At 54.9% G+C, this 20024-nt stretch carries 26 protein-coding genes; 14 read left to right on the top strand and 12 right to left on the bottom strand.

The annotated features are described in order from the left end of the window. Positions 1–4: 4 nt before the first annotated feature. Both ACR0IU_RS03145 and ACR0IU_RS03140 read right to left on the bottom strand, forming a co-directional pair. Positions 5–406, bottom strand: coding sequence for a hypothetical protein (locus ACR0IU_RS03145; protein WP_170469092.1), 402 nt, complete (start codon positions 404–406; stop codon positions 5–7). 7 nt (positions 407–413) lie between these two features. Continuing rightward, positions 414–1616 carry a pyridoxal phosphate-dependent aminotransferase gene (locus tag ACR0IU_RS03140; RefSeq protein ID WP_170779171.1) on the bottom strand — a complete coding sequence of 401 codons (1203 nt, stop codon included), beginning with the start codon at positions 1614–1616 and terminating at the stop codon, positions 414–416. Positions 1617–1708: 92 nt separating this feature from the next. Between ACR0IU_RS03140 and ACR0IU_RS03135 the strand changes: the two genes are divergently transcribed. The 3 genes from ACR0IU_RS03135 to ACR0IU_RS03125 all read left to right on the top strand — a co-directional run bounded on the left by ACR0IU_RS03135 (position 1709) and on the right by ACR0IU_RS03125 (position 2930). Next, positions 1709–2101 carry a helix-turn-helix domain-containing protein gene (locus ACR0IU_RS03135; protein ID WP_010439102.1) on the top strand — a complete coding sequence of 131 codons (393 nt, stop codon included), beginning with the start codon at positions 1709–1711 and terminating at the stop codon, positions 2099–2101. Then, complete coding sequence (locus ACR0IU_RS03130; RefSeq protein ID WP_170779169.1) at positions 2098–2355, top strand: succinate dehydrogenase assembly factor 2; 258 nt, start codon at positions 2098–2100, stop codon at positions 2353–2355. Before ACR0IU_RS03135 ends, ACR0IU_RS03130 begins: the two co-directional genes overlap by 4 nt. Positions 2356–2432: 77 nt before the next feature. Further along, complete coding sequence (locus ACR0IU_RS03125; protein ID WP_170538906.1) at positions 2433–2930, top strand: MarR family winged helix-turn-helix transcriptional regulator; 498 nt, start codon at positions 2433–2435, stop codon at positions 2928–2930. Positions 2931–3010: 80 nt separating this feature from the next. On the opposite strand, the gene ACR0IU_RS03120 is transcribed toward ACR0IU_RS03125, so the two are convergent. Next, positions 3011–3706, bottom strand: coding sequence for a DUF1194 domain-containing protein (locus tag ACR0IU_RS03120; RefSeq protein ID WP_480715286.1), 696 nt, complete (start codon positions 3704–3706; stop codon positions 3011–3013). Continuing rightward, positions 3700–4128 (bottom strand): VOC family protein, encoded by a 429-nt coding sequence (locus tag ACR0IU_RS03115; protein ID WP_480650645.1) that lies wholly within the window; start codon positions 4126–4128, stop codon positions 3700–3702. The genes ACR0IU_RS03120 and ACR0IU_RS03115 overlap by 7 nt, the downstream gene beginning before the upstream one ends. Before the next feature lie 179 nt (positions 4129–4307). Here ACR0IU_RS03115 and thyX point away from each other — a divergent pair, with 179 nt between their 5' ends. After that, positions 4308–5219 carry an FAD-dependent thymidylate synthase gene (gene thyX, locus ACR0IU_RS03110; protein WP_480715213.1) on the top strand — a complete coding sequence of 304 codons (912 nt, stop codon included), beginning with the start codon at positions 4308–4310 and terminating at the stop codon, positions 5217–5219. 124 nt (positions 5220–5343) lie between these two features. Here the strand turns inward: thyX and ACR0IU_RS03105 are convergent, their stop codons facing one another. Continuing rightward, complete coding sequence (locus tag ACR0IU_RS03105; protein WP_010439113.1) at positions 5344–5550, bottom strand: cold-shock protein; 207 nt, start codon at positions 5548–5550, stop codon at positions 5344–5346. A gap of 214 nt (positions 5551–5764) precedes the next feature. Between ACR0IU_RS03105 and ACR0IU_RS03100 the strand changes: the two genes are divergently transcribed. Both ACR0IU_RS03100 and ACR0IU_RS03095 read left to right on the top strand, forming a co-directional pair. Then, on the top strand, positions 5765–6082 hold the full coding sequence (locus ACR0IU_RS03100) for an ArsC/Spx/MgsR family protein (protein ID WP_170538913.1): 318 nt from the start codon (positions 5765–5767) through the stop codon (positions 6080–6082). Between the two features lie 42 nt (positions 6083–6124). Next, positions 6125–6493, top strand: coding sequence for a hypothetical protein (locus tag ACR0IU_RS03095; RefSeq protein ID WP_170469113.1), 369 nt, complete (start codon positions 6125–6127; stop codon positions 6491–6493). 1 nt (position 6494) lies between these two features. On the opposite strand, the gene ACR0IU_RS03090 is transcribed toward ACR0IU_RS03095, so the two are convergent. The 5 genes from ACR0IU_RS03090 to thrS form a co-directional block, all read right to left on the bottom strand. Beyond that, positions 6495–7013, bottom strand: coding sequence for a hypothetical protein (locus ACR0IU_RS03090; protein ID WP_480715212.1), 519 nt, complete (start codon positions 7011–7013; stop codon positions 6495–6497). Continuing rightward, positions 7010–7771, bottom strand: coding sequence for an HvfC/BufC family peptide modification chaperone (locus tag ACR0IU_RS03085; RefSeq protein ID WP_480715211.1), 762 nt, complete (start codon positions 7769–7771; stop codon positions 7010–7012). Before ACR0IU_RS03085 ends, ACR0IU_RS03090 begins: the two co-directional genes overlap by 4 nt. Further along, on the bottom strand, positions 7768–8625 hold the full coding sequence (gene bufB / locus ACR0IU_RS03080) for an MNIO family bufferin maturase (RefSeq protein ID WP_480715210.1): 858 nt from the start codon (positions 8623–8625) through the stop codon (positions 7768–7770). Before bufB ends, ACR0IU_RS03085 begins: the two co-directional genes overlap by 4 nt. A gap of 71 nt (positions 8626–8696) precedes the next feature. Further along, entirely contained in the window at positions 8697–8999 is a 303-nt protein-coding gene (locus ACR0IU_RS03075; RefSeq protein WP_010439128.1) for a BufA1 family periplasmic bufferin-type metallophore, read from the bottom strand. Positions 9000–9221: 222 nt separating this feature from the next. Next, positions 9222–11180 (bottom strand): threonine--tRNA ligase, encoded by a 1959-nt coding sequence (thrS, locus tag ACR0IU_RS03070; RefSeq protein WP_480715209.1) that lies wholly within the window; start codon positions 11178–11180, stop codon positions 9222–9224. Between the two features lie 216 nt (positions 11181–11396). Here thrS and ACR0IU_RS03065 point away from each other — a divergent pair, with 216 nt between their 5' ends. From ACR0IU_RS03065 to ACR0IU_RS03045, 5 genes are all read left to right on the top strand, one after another. Beyond that, the gene (locus ACR0IU_RS03065; protein WP_480715208.1) at positions 11397–12146 is read left to right on the top strand and encodes an alpha/beta fold hydrolase; all 750 of its coding nucleotides are present in this window, start codon (positions 11397–11399) and stop codon (positions 12144–12146) included. Next, positions 12146–13138 (top strand): alpha/beta hydrolase, encoded by a 993-nt coding sequence (locus ACR0IU_RS03060; protein ID WP_480715207.1) that lies wholly within the window; start codon positions 12146–12148, stop codon positions 13136–13138. Before ACR0IU_RS03065 ends, ACR0IU_RS03060 begins: the two co-directional genes overlap by 1 nt. After that, on the top strand, positions 13138–13563 hold the full coding sequence (locus ACR0IU_RS03055) for a VOC family protein (RefSeq protein ID WP_480715206.1): 426 nt from the start codon (positions 13138–13140) through the stop codon (positions 13561–13563). The genes ACR0IU_RS03060 and ACR0IU_RS03055 overlap by 1 nt, the downstream gene beginning before the upstream one ends. A 20-nt stretch (positions 13564–13583) precedes the next feature. Next, positions 13584–14198: a hypothetical protein gene (locus ACR0IU_RS03050; protein ID WP_480715205.1), complete on the top strand. Its 615-nt coding sequence runs from the start codon at positions 13584–13586 to the stop codon at positions 14196–14198. Positions 14199–14272: 74 nt separating this feature from the next. After that, positions 14273–14983 carry an alpha/beta fold hydrolase gene (locus tag ACR0IU_RS03045; protein WP_480715204.1) on the top strand — a complete coding sequence of 237 codons (711 nt, stop codon included), beginning with the start codon at positions 14273–14275 and terminating at the stop codon, positions 14981–14983. Here ACR0IU_RS03045 and ACR0IU_RS03040 read toward each other — a convergent pair. Next, positions 14980–15564, bottom strand: coding sequence for a DUF6151 family protein (locus ACR0IU_RS03040; protein WP_480715203.1), 585 nt, complete (start codon positions 15562–15564; stop codon positions 14980–14982). The two genes, ACR0IU_RS03045 and ACR0IU_RS03040, sit on opposite strands and share 4 nt — an antisense overlap. Then, a complete protein-coding gene (phaZ, locus tag ACR0IU_RS03035; protein ID WP_480715202.1) occupies positions 15561–16832 on the bottom strand; it encodes a polyhydroxyalkanoate depolymerase in 1272 nt (423 codons plus the stop codon). The genes ACR0IU_RS03040 and phaZ overlap by 4 nt, the downstream gene beginning before the upstream one ends. Positions 16833–16943: 111 nt before the next feature. Between phaZ and ACR0IU_RS03030 the strand changes: the two genes are divergently transcribed. From ACR0IU_RS03030 to phaR, 3 genes are all read left to right on the top strand, one after another. Continuing rightward, positions 16944–18746 (top strand): PHA/PHB synthase family protein, encoded by a 1803-nt coding sequence (locus tag ACR0IU_RS03030; RefSeq protein ID WP_480715201.1) that lies wholly within the window; start codon positions 16944–16946, stop codon positions 18744–18746. A gap of 132 nt (positions 18747–18878) precedes the next feature. Further along, a complete protein-coding gene (locus tag ACR0IU_RS03025; RefSeq protein WP_029621740.1) occupies positions 18879–19325 on the top strand; it encodes a phasin family protein in 447 nt (148 codons plus the stop codon). A 136-nt stretch (positions 19326–19461) separates the two neighbouring features. Then, positions 19462–20016, top strand: a complete 555-nt coding sequence (gene phaR / locus ACR0IU_RS03020) for a polyhydroxyalkanoate synthesis repressor PhaR (protein WP_480715200.1) — start codon at positions 19462–19464, stop codon at positions 20014–20016. Positions 20017–20024: the final 8 nt, after the last annotated feature.

Genomic DNA, 20024 nt, shown 5'->3' with positions numbered 1-20024 from the left:
GGGATCAACCTTTGCTGATCCGATCTGATTTTTTGCGCACTAGCACCGAGCGCAGATCGTGCATAGCCATCAATAGCCGATCCGTGACGTCCTCCAACTGCTCATCCGTGGCCTTGGACTGCGCCCATTGCGTCGTCAGATTCAGATGGTCGACGGCGCGATGAATATCATCCAAGTCGCGGCGGGATAGCAGGGCTTTCCGCTCTTCCATCCAGCGCGTGATTTCGGCTTTGTCCGCATCGGACAGACTACGTTGACCCTGCGGTTTGACCTCACCATTGCGGATGTTGACCACTGCGATCTGATCCATCTCGATCCGACGTTGGCGGTTTTCCGTATCGATTTTGAACACTGCTGCGCCATTCTCGCGTACGCGGAAGTAATATTCGGGCAGGGTTGTGGACATGGAAACCTCAGGTCAGGGACGCGCAGAAGCGTTGGATACGGGTGCAAGCCTCGGTCAGCGCTTCATCAGATGTCGCGTAGCTAACTCGGAAATTGGGAGATAGACCAAAGGCCGCGCCAAACACCACCGCAACGTCGGCTTCCTCCAGCAGAGCAGTCGCGAATGCTTCGTCCGAGTCAATCACCGTCCCTGCCGGGGTGGTCTTTCCGATCAGGCCAGCGATGGACGGGTAGACATAGAATGCGCCTTCGGGTGTTGGGCAAGAGATGCCATCGATCTGGCTAAGCATATCGACCACCAGATCGCGACGGCGTTTAAATATCTCGTTATTTGGCGCAAGAAACGCCTGAGTCCCATTCAACGCTTCGACCGCAGCCCATTGGCTGACCGAGCAGGGATTCGACGTGGACTGCGACTGCACTTTACGCATTGCCGCGATCAACTCGACCGGGCCCGCAGCATATCCGATGCGCCAGCCGGTCATGGCATAGGCTTTGGAGACGCCGTTACAGGTTAGCGTCCGGTCGTAAAGCCCCGGTTCCACTTGTGCAGGTGTGCAGAATTCGAACCCGTCATAGGCCAGATGCTCATACATATCGTCAGTCATCACCCAGACATGCGGATGCCGCATCAGCACGTCAGTCAGCTCTTTCAGCTCTGCTCGGCTGTAGCCCGCACCGGTTGGATTGGACGGAGAATTGAAGATGAACCATTTGGTCTTGGGCGTAATCGCTGCTTCTAACTGATCGGCCGTCAGTTTAAAGTTGGTCTGAAGCGAGGTTTCAGTAATCACCGGTGTCCCGCCTGCCAGCAAGACCATATCCGGATAGCTGACCCAATAGGGTGCGGGGATGACGACCTCATCCCCCTCATTGAGCGTGGCCATAAGGGCGTTGTAAAGCGTCTGCTTGCCCCCGGTCCCGACCGAGACCTGAGCGGGCGTATAATCCAACCCGTGGTCACGCTTCATCTTGGCGCAGACCGCCTGTTTCAGCTCAGGGATACCATCTGGCGCAGTGTATTTCGTCTTGCCTGCGGCGATAGCAGCAACAGCGGCGTCCTTGATGTTCTGCGGTGTGTCAAAATCCGGCTCACCAGCACTCAGCCCAATGACATCGCGTCCGGCAGCTTTCAACTCGGCCGCTTTGGCTGTCATGGCGATGGTGGGCGAGGGTTTTACGCGTGACAATGTCGCAGACAGGAAACTCATGGGTGGCCTCAGTTTGTATGTTCAGCCTGACTGTCATAGGGTGCGCCGAAATATCGATCAAGCCAATTGAACCTCACCTATTGGAGACCCCAATGAACGACGAAACGGACTGGTTCGGACCGGACACTGCAACCTTTGGAGATCGCGTCGCGGGCGCGCGCGAGGTTGCGGGTATGACCCAGACACAATTGGCCCGTCGTCTAGGGGTTAAAAAGGCGACGATAATTTCGTGGGAAGATGATCTGTCCGAACCCCGTGCCAACAAGCTGTCGATGATGGCCGGGCTGTTGAATGTCTCGATCATGTGGCTTTTGACCGGTGAAGGCGACGGCATGGATGAGACCAGCCTGAACGGCGATGTGGACTCGGAGCTGCGCGATCTGGTGGCAGAACTGCGTACAATCAGGGGTGAGATGCGCGCGAGTTCAGAGCGCTTGGCAAGGGTGGAAAAGTCGCTGCGCCTGAAGTTGGAACGCAGTCAATGACCGAATCCCGCGAAACCCGGATCAAGCGCATGAAAATGCGCTCGATGCGACGTGGTATCAAAGAGATGGATTTGATCCTGACAGCCTATGCTGATCGCAACCTGTCATTGATGGATGACGATGGGCTGAATACCTATGACGCGCTGCTGCACGAAAATGATCAGGATTTGTACCAGTGGGTCACCGGTCAAGCCAGCCCTCCGACAGAGCTGTCAGATTTGATCACGGACATTGCGCAAACCTTTCAGAAATAAGCGATAATTCAACTTAACCGATTTTTCGGAAATTCGCGTCATGTTTTCAGAAACAGCGCGATGAATCGGAGGATCGGATGAGTATGGAGTTACAGGTCGCCGCGCCAGGGACCAAAGGGTTCATGACGGGCTATCTTGAGGCACTGGCGCTGGTTGAGCGTCTGCACCGTTTGCTTCTAGATGTCATCAAGGATGAATTTGAACGTGTCGGTGTGTTGGAAATCAACGCCGTGCAGGCCTTGTTGTTGTTTAACATTGGCGATCATGAAGTGACTGCCGGCGAATTGAAGAGCCGAGGCTACTATCAAGGCAGCAATGTCAGCTACAACCTCAAGAAGCTGGTCGAGATGGGGTATATGCACCATCAGAGATGCGAAATTGACCGGCGTTCTGTCAGAGTGCGATTGACCCAACGCGGGCGAGAGATTCGCGACATAGTATCTGATCTATTTGCCCGTCATGCAGAAGGGCTGCAAAATCGTGGCGTGATTGGTGCGGATGGAATTGAAGAGATATCGGGTTCATTGCGACGGGTCGAGCGGTACTGGACAGATCAAATCCGCTATATTTACTAGCTGTTTAAGCGGTCAGAGACCAAATTTCATTGGACTGTCCAATGAAGCGGCACCTTATGCCTGCAGATATGAAACATTCATCAGGGATGCAGCTCGGTAAGTTCAAAACCCTTCAATTCTCGTTCCAGCTTGCGTCGCATTGCGTTTTCAAAGTCTTCAAATCCATTTGCGATTTCAACGAAAGCTCCGGGGCCGTGCAGGACGTTGGACTGAAAAAACGGGATCAGGTCGATTTCGCCCTCAAAGTCGCCAGCGTTGATGACCAGACCATTCACGGTCGTGTTCTGGAACGGAAAATGCTTGTAGGCGATTTGAGGTCCGTAACCATCGTTGTTTTTCCCATCACCTGAAATGTCGATGGTTTGGAACAGGCAGCGGGGCGCGCGTTGCATGAGCGTTGCACCGTATGCCAAAGCATGTCCCATTGCTGTTGGATAATCATTGGCAGACCTCTCGGAATCGCCGATGCTGTGTGCGGCAGCAAGCAGGTCTGCAGGCGCCTCGATCAAGAGCCAATCCAAAAGAAGTTTCTGGTTGAAACTGCCGGACCATTCGTAGACCGCCAGTGCAACCGGCTGCGGAGAACTAAAAAAAGCCTCTTGCACTTCTGGTGCGATCAGGGCGGCGGCCAACCCTTTGCGCTGCAATGCATCTTCGACAGCATCGACCGAAGTTGAGATGTCCATAGCAAGGGCAAGTGCAAGGCGACATTGCTCGGCCCAAACGGGGCCGCCTGAAACGAGCAACCCCAGAGATGTTATCCGGCGGATCACCAGTGACCGGTGCTTTCCATGCTTGCCCACGGTTCCGCCGGTTCCAGTGCCTCTCCGTTTTGCAGTAATTCAACAGAGATGTTGTCGGGCGAGCGCACAAACGCCATTCGCCCGTCGCGGGGTGGGCGGTTGATTACGATCCCGTTGTCCTGAAGGTGCTGGCAGGTCTCATAAATATTGTCGACACCATAGGCGAGGTGACCAAAATGGCGGCTGTCGCTGGGCAGTTTATCGTCGCCATCCCAGTTATAGGTCAGTTCGATCGGGGCGTCTTCCTGACCAGGAGGGGCGAGGAAAACCAGTGTGAATCGACCTGCTTCACTGTCGTAGCGGCGGGTCTCTTTCAGGCCAAGAAGCTCATAAAATGCCATGGATTTCTCAAGATCCTTCACGCGGACCATAGTGTGGAGGTATGTCAGCCCCATCGCGACTTTCCTTACATTGATTGTGATGCCCAGCACCTTAGCGCGCCGCGATGCGGTGTCGAGAGGGAAGGAATGACACAATTCGCAAATTGCGCGCTACGCCGCACATATCGCGGTTCCGGTGGTTAAAAAAGTCGATATATAGTGGTGGGCGACTCATTGCTGGAAAGGATAATTTCATGCCTCTGTCTTCCGACCAACTGGCCGAGATTGAAGCGCAACGCTCACAATCGAGCCCGACCCGCCGCGTCGTTGCCGAAGGTATGGAAGATCACCTGTACACGGCGCATCAGGTTCTGGATCACGGGTTTGTCCGGGTCATAGACTATATGGGCGATGACGCCGCGATCTGTCAGGCCGCGCGGGTATCCTACGGCAAAGGCACCAAATCGGTGCAGAATGACGAAGGCCTGATCCGCTATCTGATGCGGCATTGGCATTCGACCCCATTTGAAATGTGCGAGATCAAACTGCATGTCAAACTGCCGGTTTTTGTCGCCCGCCAGTGGATTCGCCACCGGACTGCTAATGTGAACGAATACTCGGCCCGTTACTCGATTCTGGATCGGGAATTCTACATCCCCGCGCCCGAACATGTGGCCGCACAGTCTGAGGTGAACAATCAGGGCCGTGGGGACACGTTGCAGGGCGAAGAGGCCGCACGGGTGTTGGAGATTTTGAAGGCCGACAGCGCGCGATGCTATGACAACTACGAAGCTATGATTGGTCAGGATGGCCAGCAGGGGTTGGCACGAGAACTGGCGCGGATGAACCTGCCAGCCAATATCTATACGCAATGGTATTGGAAGGTGGATCTGCACAACCTGTTCCACTTCTTGCGTCTACGCGCTGACCCTCATGCGCAGTACGAAATCCGCGTTTATGCTGATACCATGTGCAAGATCATCGCTGACTGGGTGCCGTTTGCCTATCGCGCGTTCGAGGATTATCGCTTGGGTGCTGTCAATCTCTCGGCTCAGATGGTGACCTGCCTGCGCCGCATGCTAAGCGGTGAGACCGTTACTCAGGAAAATTCAGGCATGACAGCGCGAGAGTGGCGCGAGTTCGAAGGCGTTATCCGCGAAAGCTGAATAGTCAGGAAAAAAGAAAATAGCGCGTCCCGAGGTGGGCGCGTTTTTTAGGGGTAGCTAACGGTTAACGGCCGGAAATTGGCCGCCAACCTTATTTGTCTTTCCCGCCGGGGCGGGCCTTGCCTTACAGCGGCTTCAAATCAGACGCCATCTGTCGGCCATCACGTCCGTCTTCCAACTCGTACGAGACCTTCTGATTGTCAGCGAGCCCGGTCAGGCCGGATCGTTCTACGGCCGAGATATGTACAAACACATCTTTGCCACCCTCATCGGGCGCAATAAAACCATAGCCTTTGGTTGTATTAAACCATTTCACGGTGCCAGTTGGCATTTCCCGTGTCTCCTTCTACTTACACGTTGTCCCACAAATTGGTGGGGGTAGTGGTTGGCAATACCGCAACACATCACTGTTCGCCCACACGATACAGCCCGGGTCGCGTGTTTCGCCTTTTTCAACATTGCACGGTGAAGTAAAAAATCAAGAATAACTGGGCCATGCCAATGGAATTGCCCGATTTTGCAGCGAAGACAGGATCAATCAAACTATGCGCCTCTATGGGTTGAAGAATTGCGACACATGTCGCAAGGCATTGAAATCGCTTCCGAATGCGGAGTTTGTCGACGTGCGGGGGCAAGGTGTTCCCGAAAATATCCTGTCGGAGGCGTATGAGACTTTCGGCAAAGCCTTGCTCAATACGCGATCAACAACCTGGCGCGGATTGGATGAGGATACACGAAATCGGCCGGTGCTTGAGCTGTTGGCTGATCACCCGACCTTGATGAAGCGCCCATTGATCGAAACTGATGGCCGGATGTATTTGGGCTGGACGCCTGAAACGCGTCAGGCCCTTGGTGTTGCCTAATCAATTGCCTATGTGACATGGGCAACAAGCGGAGACCTGTGAATGCGGAACGCTGCCATGATACTGGGTGTGATTGCCGGGCTAATCGGAATGGTCGTCGGATTTTTCGGCTATGGATTTGTGGAACTGATCGACCAATTTGGTGAGATCGAAGGGATTGCCGAGCAGGTCGATAACCCGGAACTGATCCAGACCGCTTCGATTGTGGCACCGCTATTGGCGATAGTGGGTGGAGCGATGGCCCATTCACGTGCTCTGGTCGCGGGCATATTACTGCTTATTTCTGCGGCGGGCATGTACTACGCCTTTGGCTTTGGCGTTTTTACGATGTTCCCAATAGCCTTTGCCGGCGTAGCAGGAGTGCTTGGGCTCGCGGCTGGAAAACCGGACGAGCCCAAGGCGCATTTCTAGGTCATTTCAGGCGCAGCAACCGATCCAGCGAAAGCGGGCCTGCGCCGTTGATCACGATCACCAGCAATAGGAATGTCCACATCACGCGCTGATCCATCAGCGTGATTGCGTTGTCAAACAAGCCACCTAGTTTGACACCATGTCCGGTAACATCGGTGAGGGTCTGCACCCAGACAAATCCAATCATGCCAAGTGCGGCAAGACGGGTCAGCAAGCCGACCAGCAGTAGTACGGGCAATACAAACTCAGCCACGGTTCCAAAGAAGATGACAATTCGCTGGAAGAAAGTCATCTGGCCGACGTCATACAGGACGGCTTCGGCTGCCTTGGGGAAGATTTGCCCAAATGCCCCGGCGGATGGCGAAAATATTGAGCCGTCAATCTTCAGTGTTGCCGAGTTCCAATAATACACGAACAGGACAGCGATAAAGACAACCCGAGCGAGGGTAGGCGTCAGCCAGCCGGACGTGTTCGCCACTTTGTCCATCGTGTCATTGTAGGTAGAGATCAGGGCAGTCATGTGTCCAGCCTTTCGATAGTCACAGAAGTTATTGCACCGCCCTGCAAAAGCAGTGCCAGAGTGGTTCCAAGGTCAAATTCGGGCGTTTCCGCGACTGTGGCTTCAAATGCTTCGCCGATGCTTTGCCCGTTTCGAATGCGTGCGATCCATGCTGCGCCGCCTTGTGGCAGCGGGTGCGGGGCAGGATCGAATTCGGGACGTGTAATCAGAACATCCTGAGCGCTAGCTTCAGGTTTCGGGGCACCGTCTTCGGTGTTGAACAACCAGATCGCGTGCACAGGCCATTCAGATCTTAAAACGGTTGCCGCAGGTGCGAGGGTCAGCTTGGCGCGCATCAAGTCTTCTGGTGGAACGTTCAGAGCCTCAGGGTCGATAGGCTGGCAATCGGCAGCGTGATAGGCCCGCCGCAACGACAGCTCCAGCCGCGCTACATCTGGCAGGTATCCCAGATGCGACAATTGCTCCATACCTTCCAAAAAGGCAGGGAATTCATCACCGTAAAACATCATAAGTGGTGAGGTAGGCGGGTGCTGGCGCAGGAAAATCCCGGCAAGCCCATCCATGTTCTGTGATCCCAGCAACTTAGAAATGACTGGAAACGCCTGATGCATTGCCTCGGTCAATGAAACGGCGACATTGTTGCGATACACGCTGAAACGACGTCCCGCCGCGTTTGCTTGCGCGTCCAGCAATCCATCCGGAACCGACTTGTTGGCGTCCAGCAAAGCGTCATGGAATGTGGTCTGAGACACGTTCATGCCGGAATCTTGTCCAACGCAGATTGGGCACGTTCGGCCTCGGCCCTCAGGATTGGCCAGTCAGGTACGTCGGTATCCCATTCAATCAGCACCGGCTTCGGTCCCGATTTTTCCAAAACGTAATCCAGCAATGCCCAGACCGGATCAACCACCTCGCGCCCGTGGCTATCGATCAGCAAGGGGTGGCCATGATCGTCTTCGTCTTCGTCGTGACCGCCCAAGTGAATCTCACCCACCTGATCCAGCGGGTAGGCGTCGATATAGCCCTGAGGCGAGAAATCCAGATTAGTGGCAGAAACAAAGACGTTGTTCACATCCAACAGCAAACCACATCCGGTACGGCGCGTTATTTCGCGCAGGAAATCAGGCTCGGACCAGGTGCTTTCTTCGAAAGCCAAATAGCTGGAAGGATTTTCCAACAGCATTTGCCGTCCAACGACCCCTTGCACCCGATCAATATGATCGCACACGCGGGTCAGAGTGGCATCGGTATAGGGCAGGGGCAGCAGATCATTCAGGAAGTGGCTGTCATGAGTTGACCATGCCAGATGTTCAGAGAAGCTTGCTGGGTTCAGCCAACCAACCAAGTGTTTCAGGCGTGCGAGGTGATCTAGGTCCAGCGGTGTTTCACCACCAATGGAGAGGCCAACGCCGTGAACGGATATGGGGAATTGTTCGGATAGATGGCGCAATTGTGCCAAAGGACGTCCGCCATCGCCCATATAGTTTTCAGCATGAATCTCAAGCCATTCTACTGGCTTCGCATGCTCAAGGATTTGCGAGAAATGCTGCGGTTTATATCCGACGCCTGGGGCGGCGGGCAATCGATTTGATCTGAGAGCATTGTCTAACATGTGCAAATCCCTTGATCATCACAGAAAGGGCGGGCGATGGTGCCCGCCCTTTCCGGTTCATTCGGGCAGACTTATGCAGGCAGATCGCGTTCCAGCGGCTCGAGCGAGCCTTTGCGGTCCGCACCATCTGCTGTTTTTGGCAGCTCAATGTCCGCGCAGGTGCCTGCGTCAACCAGAGTCCATGCATTACCCTGATAATCTACAGTTGACGTGCCCGCGCAGGTCGTACCGGGGCCAGCCGCGCAGTCGTTTTGACCGGCCAGCGAAACGCCATAGCATTTCTCTTTGGCCTGAGCGGTCGCCGTTGTTGCAGCGCCGGAAACGGCGGCGGCAACTGCGCTTGCGATAACCAGTGTTTTTGCGGTGTTCGACATCTCGGATTTTCCTTTTGCTGACTTTACGTGTCTGCTTGTGACAATGACAAAGGTAGTAGCTTGATGCTCAGAGTTGAATTCACGAGCCCGTGTCTCACAACCCCGTCAAAGACCGTCATGGCCCCTTGAAGGTTAACAAACTGTTTTTGAATTGAAAAATGGTATTTGTTTCAATCCGGCCCTAAAATCAGGGCCGGATTTTCGGCAATTTGGCACCGAATGTTACAGCAGATCTGGCGGCGTTGCGGCCTGACCCAACTCTTTTGTTACAGATTCAAGCGACTGAACCTGTGTCTGTTTTTCACCGAGACGGCGGACACTGACCGTGCGCTCATCGACTTCGCGGTGACCGACGGCCAGAATGATCGGGACTTTGCCAACCGAATGCTCGCGGACCTTGTAGTTGATTTTCTCGTTACGAATATCAGCTTCGGCCCGAACACCAGCGGCGCGCAAGGCTTCGACCACTTCGGCCACATACGCATCTGCCTCGGACGTGATCGAGGCGACCACGACCTGACGCGGCGCAAGCCAGAAGGGCAGTTTGCCTGCGTGTTCTTCAATCAAGATGCCGATAAACCGCTCGAACGAACCCAGTGTCGCGCGGTGCAGCATGACCGGACGGTGTTTGCCGCCATCGGCGCCGATATATGTGGCGTCCAGACGCTCTGGCAGAACAAAATCTACCTGATGGGTGCCGCACTGCCAGTCCCGACCAATCGCATCGGTCAGAACGAACTCCAGTTTCGGGCCATAGAACGCCCCTTCACCCGGGTTGAGTTCCGGTTCGATCCCCGCAGCACGAGTCGCACTGAGCAGGGCGGCCTCAGCCTTGTCCCATACCTCGTCGGAGCCAGACCGCTTTTCGGGGCGATCCGAGAACTTGACCGAGAAGTTTTCGAACCCGAGGTCTTTGTAGATCTCGGACAGGAACCGAATGAACTCGGCGGTTTCAGATTCGATCTGGTCTTCGGTGCAGAAGATATGGCCATCATCCTGGGTAAAGCCGCGTACGCGCATGATGCCGTGCAGAGCACCCGAGGGTTCGTACCGATTGCACGATCCGAATTCGGCCATACGCAAAGGCAAATCGCGATAGGATTTCAAGCCTTGGTTGAATATCTGCACGTGACAGGGGCAGTTCATCGGTTTCAAGGCGTTAATAGCCTTTTCCCGCGCATGTTCCTCGTCGACTTCGACGATGAACATGTTTTCCTGATATTTGTCCCAGTGACCCGAGGCTTCCCACAGCTTGCGGTCGACAACCTGAGGCGTGTTAACCTCGACATAACCGCCCTTGCGCTGCTGACGGCGCATATAGTCCTGAAGTTGGGTGTAGACGGTCCAGCCGTTGGGGTGCCAGAAAATCTGCCCCGGAGCCTCTTCCTGCATGTGGAACAGGTCCATCTCGCGGCCCAGCTTGCGGTGATCGCGCTTGGCTGCTTCTTCCAGCATGTGCATGTGAGCTTTGAGCTTTTCCTTGCCAGTAAAGGCCACGCCATAGATGCGTTGAAGCATGGCGCGGTCGCTGTCGCCGCGCCAGTAGGCACCGGCGATGGACATCAGTTTGAACGCGTCGCCCGGCAGTTGACCAGTGTGCTGCAAGTGTGGGCCACGGCAGAGATCCTGCCAGTGGCCGTGCCAATACATGCGTAGCGGCTCATCACCCGGGATGGATTCGATCAGCTCAACTTTATAGGGCTCATTGTTGGCCTTGTAGAACTCGATCGCGCGGTCACGGTCCCAAACCTCGGTGGTCACCGGATCACGCTTGTTGATGATCTCTTTCATCTTTTTCTCGATTAGGCCGAGATCTTCGGGCGTAAACGGCTCCTCGCGGTCAAAGTCATAGTACCAGCCGTTTTCGATGACGGGGCCGATGGTGACTTTGGTAGCGGGCCAAATCTCCTGCACGGCGCGCGCCATGACATGCGCCAGATCGTGGCGGATCAGCTCATTGGCTTGCGCCTCGTCCTTCATGGTGTGAATGGCGATTTGCGCGTCGGCTTCGATGGGCCATTGCAAGTCCCAATGCTGGCCGTTCACCGTGGCAGAGATGGCTTTTTTGGCAAGCGAGGTCGAGATGCCGGCAGCGACCTGAGCGGGCGTGACGCCTGCATCGAAGGATCGGGAATTGCCATCGGGAAAGGTAAGGGAGACTGACTGTGAGTCCAAGGCCATATCGGCTCTCCTCGTCGGTTTGGCGCCCACTGAACGCCCGGTTGCGGGTTATGTGTGTTCGGCTCATGTGGCAGGTGGGGATGCGCGTGTCAAGGGTGGGAACGAGGGGCGCTGCCCCTCGCGCACCCCGGGATATTTTTGGCCGGATGAAAAGGGATCGGGGAATTGCGAAGCGCGTGATGACGTGCATGATGCGGGAAAAGAAAAGAGGATTTCATGGCAGAGACAAAATTTCTTGTGACAGCGCAGGGGCGACGGCTGGCTTATCACAAGTCTGAAGGAACGGGGCCAACCATCGTTTTTCTGGGCGGATTGAAATCGGACATGGAAGGCACCAAGGCTGTGCATCTTGAGGCATGGGCCAAGGCGCGAGGGCAGTCTTTCTTACGCTTCGATTATTCGGGGCATGGTGAAAGTTCCGGTGAGTTTACCGACGGGTGCATTGGGGACTGGCACGAGGATACGTTAGCTGCAGTCTCTCGGTTGACCGCGGGCCCGTTGATTATTGTGGGATCATCCATGGGCGGATGGCAGGCGTTGTTGCTTGCGCGGGTCATGCCCGAGCGGATTGCGGGTATGGTAACGATCGCTGCAGCACCGGATTTTACCGAGGACGGGTACTGGGCTTCTTTTTCAGATCAGCAGAAATCTGATCTGGAGATCGTTGGGCATGTTGAGCTGCCTTCGGACTATATGGAGCCCTACGTCATTACCAAGCGGATGATTGAAGATGGGCGGCAGCGTCTGGTTTTGCGTACGCCACTTGAATTGCCCTTTCCGGTGCGTTTCCTGCAGGGAACGGCAGATACCGCGGTATCCACTGAAACAGCAGTAGGCTTGCTTAACCACGCGTCGGGTCAAGACATGCAGTTACTGCTAGTCAAAGACGCGGATCACCGATTCTCGGACGGACCGTGCCTTGGTTTGATCGAGCAGGCCGTTCGGGATGTAATAGGAGGCACCTGATGCAGCGCTTTGGCTGGATTTTGGGGCGTCTGCTGCTGGGATTGGCCCTGATTGGTGGTTTGGTCTTCGTATTTGGTCCCCGTGAGCCGGTAGACCTGCATCCCCGTTTCGATCCACGCAAATTTGGTGAAGGCGTTCAGGTCTATTTTGAAAGCATCGAATCTGCCTATGACGACATCGTGCCGGGCGTTGAAAAGCGTGTGATCTGGCAGGATGGGTTTTACGAGCAGCGAACACCGTACGCGGTGCTTTATATCCATGGGTTCTCGGCCTCGTCAGAAGAGATCAGGCCGGTGCCCGATCGAGTCGCCGAGGCGCTGGGCGCCAACCTTGTTTATACCCGGCTTCAAGGGCATGGGCGCGATGGTTACGCTATGGCCGAAGCGACGGCCTCGGGCTGGATGCGGGATGCGGCCGAGGGGGTGGCGGCAGCCCGGGCAGTCGGAGAGCAGGTAGTTGTAATCTCGACATCTACTGGCGGAACTCTGGCGGCAGCAGCTGCGCTGGATACCGAACTGAGTGCGAATGTGGCCGCGATGATTTTTGTCTCTCCGAACTTCGGTGTGAACATGGCTGCAGCCTGGGTGCCAACTTTGCCTTGGGCGCGAGATTGGTTGCCTCTTTTGATGGGGGCCGAGCGGGATGTATCCAGTTCTGATACTGAAAAGAATAGGTATTGGACAACAATCTACCCATGGGAGGCGGTTGTGCCGATGTCTGTCATCGTAGATGCAGTCTATGGGTTGGACTTTTCAGGTGCACCGATCCCCGCGCTATTCTGGTTCTCGGATGACGATCAAGTCGTGCGGCCGGACAGAACGCATGAGGTGGCAAAGGCATGGGGAGGCCCGGCCTCGGTTGCATTGGTGACCATGGGCCCCGGGGATGATCCAGCCTCGCACGTTGTGGCCGGGCGGTTGATGTCGCCCGGTCAGACGGATGCAACGGTCTCAGGTATGTTGGAGTGGCTATCGGAGCAGGGGATTGAGTGATGGAACAGCGTGTAAGTCTGATCACGATCGGCGTCGAAGACTTAGAAACAGCCGCTGTTTTTTATGAGAAACTGGGCTGGCGACGTGTTGAAAGTCCGGATGGGGTGATTGCGTTTGATCTGATCGGGCAAACGCTGGGTCTCTATCCACTTGCCGCTTTGGCTGACGAAATGGGAGTGGGCGTCGCAACTCTGGGAGGCGGGTCAATGACGTTAAGCCATAACTGCCGAGCGAAAGATGACGTGGCAGCGCTGATTGATCAGGCGGAACGTGCCGGAGCGGAGGTGCTCAAGCCAGCATCAGACGTCTTCTGGGGCGGACATCACGGGTATTTTCGCGCTCCGGACAAGACGATCTGGGAAATTGCGTTCAACCCGTTCTCGACCTTAGCAGCGGACGGTTCCTTTCGCTGGAACGGGTACTGATCGTGCGTCGGCCGGGCAGCATGTGGAGCCTCGAGAACCTGGGTCGTGTGCGCCTTTCCCGGCATTTCTTCATGCGGGATTTCCTTTATTCCGAAATTGGAAACTTTCACGAGATACAGAACGTACCTGACAACCCCGATCTTGCGATCGAAACGGGGCGTGCGTTTTGTGAAACACTGATGGATCCACTGGAAGAGACCTTTGGGCGGGTCGCTGTACGCTCGGGCTATCGTTCTCGGTCCTTGAACCGGTTCGGGAACGAGAACAGATTGAACTGCGCCCGCAATGACAACCCATTAAAGTGCCACATCTGGGATTGGGGCGAAGGCGACGCGCGTGTCGCGGGTGCTTCGGTCGTTATACCATGGTTTGCCGACCGGTATGAACAAGGGCGCGATTGGCGGGATCTTGCGTGGTGGTTGCATGACCATCTGGATTACTCTGAAATCTGGTTTTTTCCGAAACTCTGCGCGTTCAATCTGGTATGGCGGCCCAAGCCTGTTAGGCGGATCGACAGTTATATTGCGCCGCGCGGCTGCTTGTTGCGGGCGGGGGCCGATCCGGAAGAAACGCTGGCACAAAGGCAGGCGCGCTACGCGGATTTTCCGCCATTCAGGGCGATCAGTCATCCCTGAAGTTTTACTTGCCCGCCCCTGGCAATCCTCTCATCCTGTAACAAAACAATAAACAACGAGCGGAGGGCGCCAGGGTGATCGAGCCGTTGGTTTTGCTGCCCGGATTGATGTGTGACGCGCGGTTGTTTCAGGCGCAGATCACAGCGATGTCGCATGATCGTGCGGTCACGGTTGCACCAATCACCGGTGGTAAGCGGATAGAGGAGATCGCGTCGGGTCTGCTGGATCAACTACCGCATCGGTTCGCATTGTGTGGGTTTGGTCTGGGTGGAGGCATCGCGCTTGAAATTGTGCGATGCGCGCCCGAGCGGGTGACACGATTATGTCTGATCACGGCAGAGGTGCAGGCGGACACGCCTCAGATCGCTGCAGACCGCGAAGAATTGATCATAGGGGCGCAGGCGGGACGGTTGGACGACGTCATGCGTAGAGTGATCGGTTCAGACATGCTGGCCCCAGGACCGCAACGAATTCCGATTCTCGACAGTGTATTGCAGATGGCTGGGGCGTTGGGGCCGGAAGTATTTGTGCGACAGATGCGATTGTTGCAGCGGCGTCCGGATCAGCAAGGCACGTTGCGACGGATCAAGATGCCGACCGTGATCATGTGCGGTGCTCATGATGCCGAAAACATGGTGCGGAAACACACTTTCGTGGCAGATCTCATTCCGGATGCGGTGCTGCATGTAGTTGATGGAGCTGGACATTTCCCAACACTTGAAGCTCCTAACACAGTAACTGAAACGCTGCTGGACTGGATTCAAACTCCGCTACGGCTGACCTAGTCGTAGAAAGCTGCGCGTTCTTCTTTTGTTAAAATGGTCGGTGGAGCAACGGGGGTGCCCGTCTCGGAATCGAAAAACGGTGTTTTCTTCCAGCTTCCCGACAGGCGCGATTTTAGAACCCGCTTCAGCAATCCCATGGCCGCATAGCGAATTTTTTCATGAGATTGTTTGCCATCAGGCCCGGGCACAAATCCGCGTGTGGTAATGGGACCAAGACTGTTGCTGTCGGGGATGCGTTTCACAATAACCCCCGCGAATGGAAATTTGGGGGTCATTGGCGTTGTTGCCAATGGCGCGTTGCAGCATTTGGCATACCACCGCAACATGCCCTTGGGACTAAGCTGCATCACAGCCAAGTGCTCGGCTCCTCGGTTAATCTCGATTTCTTCCGGGGCCATCTGAAAAATATCGACAGGGCCGGGGGCCGGGTCTGGCTGTTTGAAATACAGTTGGGCTGCGCGACAATCATGGCAGAAGCAGACGACATGGGTGCCTGATTTGACGCCGCGCTCTGTGATGCGGCCAGAAAGCGCGCCGCAGTCGCAGCTGAAGGAGAGTTCCTTAGCTGCGGTGCCGCTCATGCCACTTTGTTGCTATTGGCGGCGCGACGGCGTGGCTTACGGCTATTTTCATTCATGAAATCAATCACAAGCGGGCGGATATTGTCACGCCAGCTGCGGCCCGCGAAAATACCATAATGGCCAGCGCCAGGTTCGACATGGCTTGCTTTTTTGCTGTCCGGCAGGCCGGTGCACAACTCAAGCGCTGCAATGCACTGACCGGGTGCCGAGATATCGTCGTTCGCGCCTTCAACCGATTTCACTGCGACATCGGTAATCTTGCCGATATCCACCTTGTGTCCGGCGACAACAAATTCGTTCCGCGCAATCTCGCGGTTCTTAAAGACCCGTTCGACGGTTGAAAGGTAGAACTCGGCCGTCATGTCCATCACGGCAAGATATTCATCATAGAACCGGTTGTGGGCATCGTGATCCGAAGCTTCATCCCGGATCACCCGCTGGATTTGGTCCGAAAACGCCTTGCTGTGACGCTCGGCATTCATCGACATGAACGAGGCAAGTTGCAGCAGGCCGGGATAGACCATGCGACCGACCCCTTTGTATTTGAAGCCAACGCGCTGGATCATGGTTTCTTCCAGTTGGCCCATTGTAACGCGGCGACCAAAATCCGTGACCTCGGTTGGTGTCGCATCGGGATCGACTGGCCCTCCGATCAGGGTCAGTGTACTGGGCTGCGCCTTTGGTTCGACTTCGGCCAGATAGGCCGTTGCCGCCAATGTCAGAGGGGCGGGCTGGCAAACAGCGACAACATGTGTGTCGGGCCCGAGCTCTTTCATAAAATCGACAAGGTAGAGGGTGTAATCCTCAACATCGAATTTGCCTTCGGACACGGGGATATCGCGCGCATTATGCCAATCAGTGATGTATACTTCACAATTGACCAACAAGCTTTTGACAGTCGAGCGCAGCAGCGTCGCATAATGGCCCGACATGGGGGCCACCAGCAGAACTTTGCGAGGCTGCTCTTCGCGCCCGTTGACGCGGAAGTGGATCAGATCGCCGAACGGGCGCTCAAGCACTGTTGTGACATCGACCAAATGGTCCTTGCCATCTTCGCAGGTGAAGGTGCGAATACCCCAATCGGGTTTGACGATCATACGTTGGAATGTTCGCTCGGTTACTTCACCCCAGGCTGCCATCCAATTGAAGGCCGGATTGGGTGTCATCGAAAACAGGGGATAGGACGCCATCGCGCTTGCGGTTGCACCAAGCCATTGGTTGGTGTTACGCATGGTTTCCATCAGGTCATAGGTCATCATGTAGCGCATCGAATGTGCCTCCTGAGTATCAGCCTGAGAATTCGGACCATTCGCCGCTTTGCCCCCCGACGCCTACGACGTTATTCTGCACAGCAGCGAGACTAGGGGGGAATTGTTAAAATGACAACTACCGACGACCAGACGCCAGAATTGACTGAAGAACATATTGAACGACTTAAAGAAAATATGGGAAAAGTTGAAGAATTGTCCAAACGCCTCGTCGAAGTCATGGCGGGAAAAACGCCGCATACCCCTGCGTTAGACGGCCCGAATCAAGAGCTTTTTGCAAAAGCAGCAACAGCCTATTGGGCTGATGTTATGCAAAACCCTTCAAAGCTGCTGGAACAACAGATCGAGTATTGGGGAAAGTCAGTACTCAACTTTGCCGAAGCGCAGAAAGCGATGACTTCTGGCGAAAGCGAAGAGCCGGACGCCCCAGTCAAAGATAAGCGGTTTTCCAACCCGATGTGGGACACCAACCCCTATTTCCGCTTGATCCGCCAGCAATACCAGACCAATGCTGATGCGATCGCTCAGGCTGTCGCATCTGTTGATGACCTAGACACCAAAGACAAGCAGCGCCTGCGTTATTTCTCGCAACAGATCATCGATATGATGGCTCCGACGAATTTTCTGGCCACCAACCCCGATGCGCTGGAGAAAGCTGTCGAAACTGAGGGTCAATCGTTAATTCAAGGGCTTGAAAACCTCGTTTCTGACCTTGAAGCCAATGATGGCGAGATGGTTGTCCGACTCGCCGACGAAAGCGCCTTTGAGATTGGTGGCAATATCGCGACAACGCCTGGAGACGTCGTTTACCGCAACCGGATGATGGAACTGATCCAATATAAACCGGTGACCGAGACGGTGCATGAAACCCCGATCGTTCTTTTCCCGCCCTGGATTAACAAATTCTATATCCTCGACCTGAAGGCTCAGAACAGCTTGATCAAGTGGGTGACCGAGCAGGGCTATACTCTGTTTGTGGTCAGTTGGGTCAATGCCGACAGCTCTCATGCTGATATCGGGATGGAAGACTATATTCAGGAAGGGTTCCTGACTGCCATCGAAGAGGCCAAGAAAATCTGCAAGGTCAAGCAGGTCAACGCGGTAGGCTACTGCATTGCTGGAACGACACTCAGCCTAACCCTTTCGCTGATGAAGCAACGTGGCGACAAATCTGTCAAATCGGCTACCTTCTTCACAACCTTGACGGACTTTGGAGAGCAGGGTGAATTTACGCCGTTCCTGCAAAACGATTTCGTAGATGGGATCGAAGATCAGGTTTCAAAAGACGGCGTGCTGAAGGCCTGGATCATTGGCCGGACGATGTCCTTCCTGCGATCACGGGATCTGATCTACACACCGGCGATCCGCAGCTACATGATGGGAGAGACGCCGCCCGCCTTTGATCTGCTTTACTGGAACGGGGATGGGGCCAATCTGCCAGGTAAGATGGCGATCCAGTATCTGCGCGGTTTATGTCAGAGCAATGGTTTCGTGACGGACGGGTTCGAATTGCTGGGGCAGAAGCTGCATATCAAAGATGTGGATGTACCGCTGATGGCGATTACCTGTGAAACAGACCATATCGCCGCCTGGAAAGACTGCTATCGCGGTGTGCAGCAGATGGGTTCGAAATCAAAATCCTTTGTCGTGTCTGAGTCCGGTCATATCGCAGGCATCGTCAATCCGCCCAGTAAGAAGAAATACGGCCACTATACCAACCCCGATCTTAAAGCGGATGCTGAGACATGGCTGAAAGAGGCTGACTTCCACGAAGGTTCGTGGTGGCCGATGTGGGAAGCGTGGTTGAAGAAGCGGTCAGGCAAGCAGGTTCCGGCCCGGGATACCGGCGATTCGGATCATCCGCGCTTATGTTCGGCTCCGGGGACCTATGTTTTGGTCAAGGCAAACCGCTGATATTATTATGAAACTAAAAATATTCTGCATCGCAGCAAGAAAAAACTTGCAATGCTGCGATGCAGCAATCATATTGCCTTCAAGCTGATGAAAACCGGGGTGGGCCCGGAACGGCTAGAAGGATTTAGGACAATGGCAAAGACCCAAGACTTTACCGCGACCCTGAAAGACATGATGGGCGCGTTCCCGGTTGACACAACCGCTCTGGAAGACGCATTCAAATCGACCGCTTCGCTGAACGAAAAGCTGTCGGGTGTTGCTCTGGACGCAGCTGAAAAATCGGCTGAAATCTCGAACAAATGGACCAAAGAAACTCTGGCCAAACTGACCGAGATGTCGAAAGCAAAAACCGAGCCGGCAGATTACGCAAAAGCCGCAACCGACTTCGCAAGCGCGTCGGCTGAAGTTGCTGCTGAAAACCTGGCTGCTTTCGCTGAGATTGCGAAAAAAGTTCAGACCGAAACCGTTGAGCTGCTGATGGCGGCTGGCAAAGACGCTGCAGAAGATGCAACCGCAGCTGTCAAAAAAGCCACCAACGAGGTGACTGCTGCAGCAAAGAAAGCAGCAACTGCAAAGTAAGATAAGACTGCGACTTAGCACCCATTCCTCCCAAATGGTGCAATCGCTGCGGGCAGGTCGCTTGACCTGCCCTTTCTTTTTGTTCTGCAGTCGCATAACCTCTGCTGCAACGCATCATCCTTGGGGAGGGTACAGGGTGTCGGAACAAGAAAAACCTCTGCTGATCAAGCGTTATGCCAGCCGTCGGCTGTATAACACTGAGACCAGCGATTATGTGACGCTTGAAGATATCGCGGGCTTTATTCGCGACGGGCGTGAAGTGCAGATCATCGACCTGAAAACCGGCGATGACCTGACCCGCCAATATTTGCTTCAAATCATTGCCGAACACGAAAGCCGTGGCGAGAATGTGCTGCCGGTCAACGTGCTAAATGATCTTGTCCGTAGCTACATGGTGCCGGGCGGGGGTATGATGCCGCAATTCCTGCAGAGCTCGTTCGAGATGCTGCGTGAAAGCCAGTCCAAGATGATGGAAAACATGAATGCGATGAACCCGATGTCACAGATGCCGGGTTTCGACGCGATGCAGGCGCAGCAAAAGGCTTTCCTGAAGGCCATGACCGGGGGGTTGGCTGGCAACTGGTCCAGCCCCGAGCAAAAGGCTGATGCACCGTCCGAACCAAAAGAAGATCTGGACGATATCAAAAAGCAGCTTGCCGATTTGCAGCAGAAGCTTTCAAAGCTGAGCTGATTTTACCG

This window comes from Ruegeria sp. CL5 (assembly GCF_056536485.1).
This window is presented reverse-complemented; position numbering and strand designations above follow the sequence as displayed.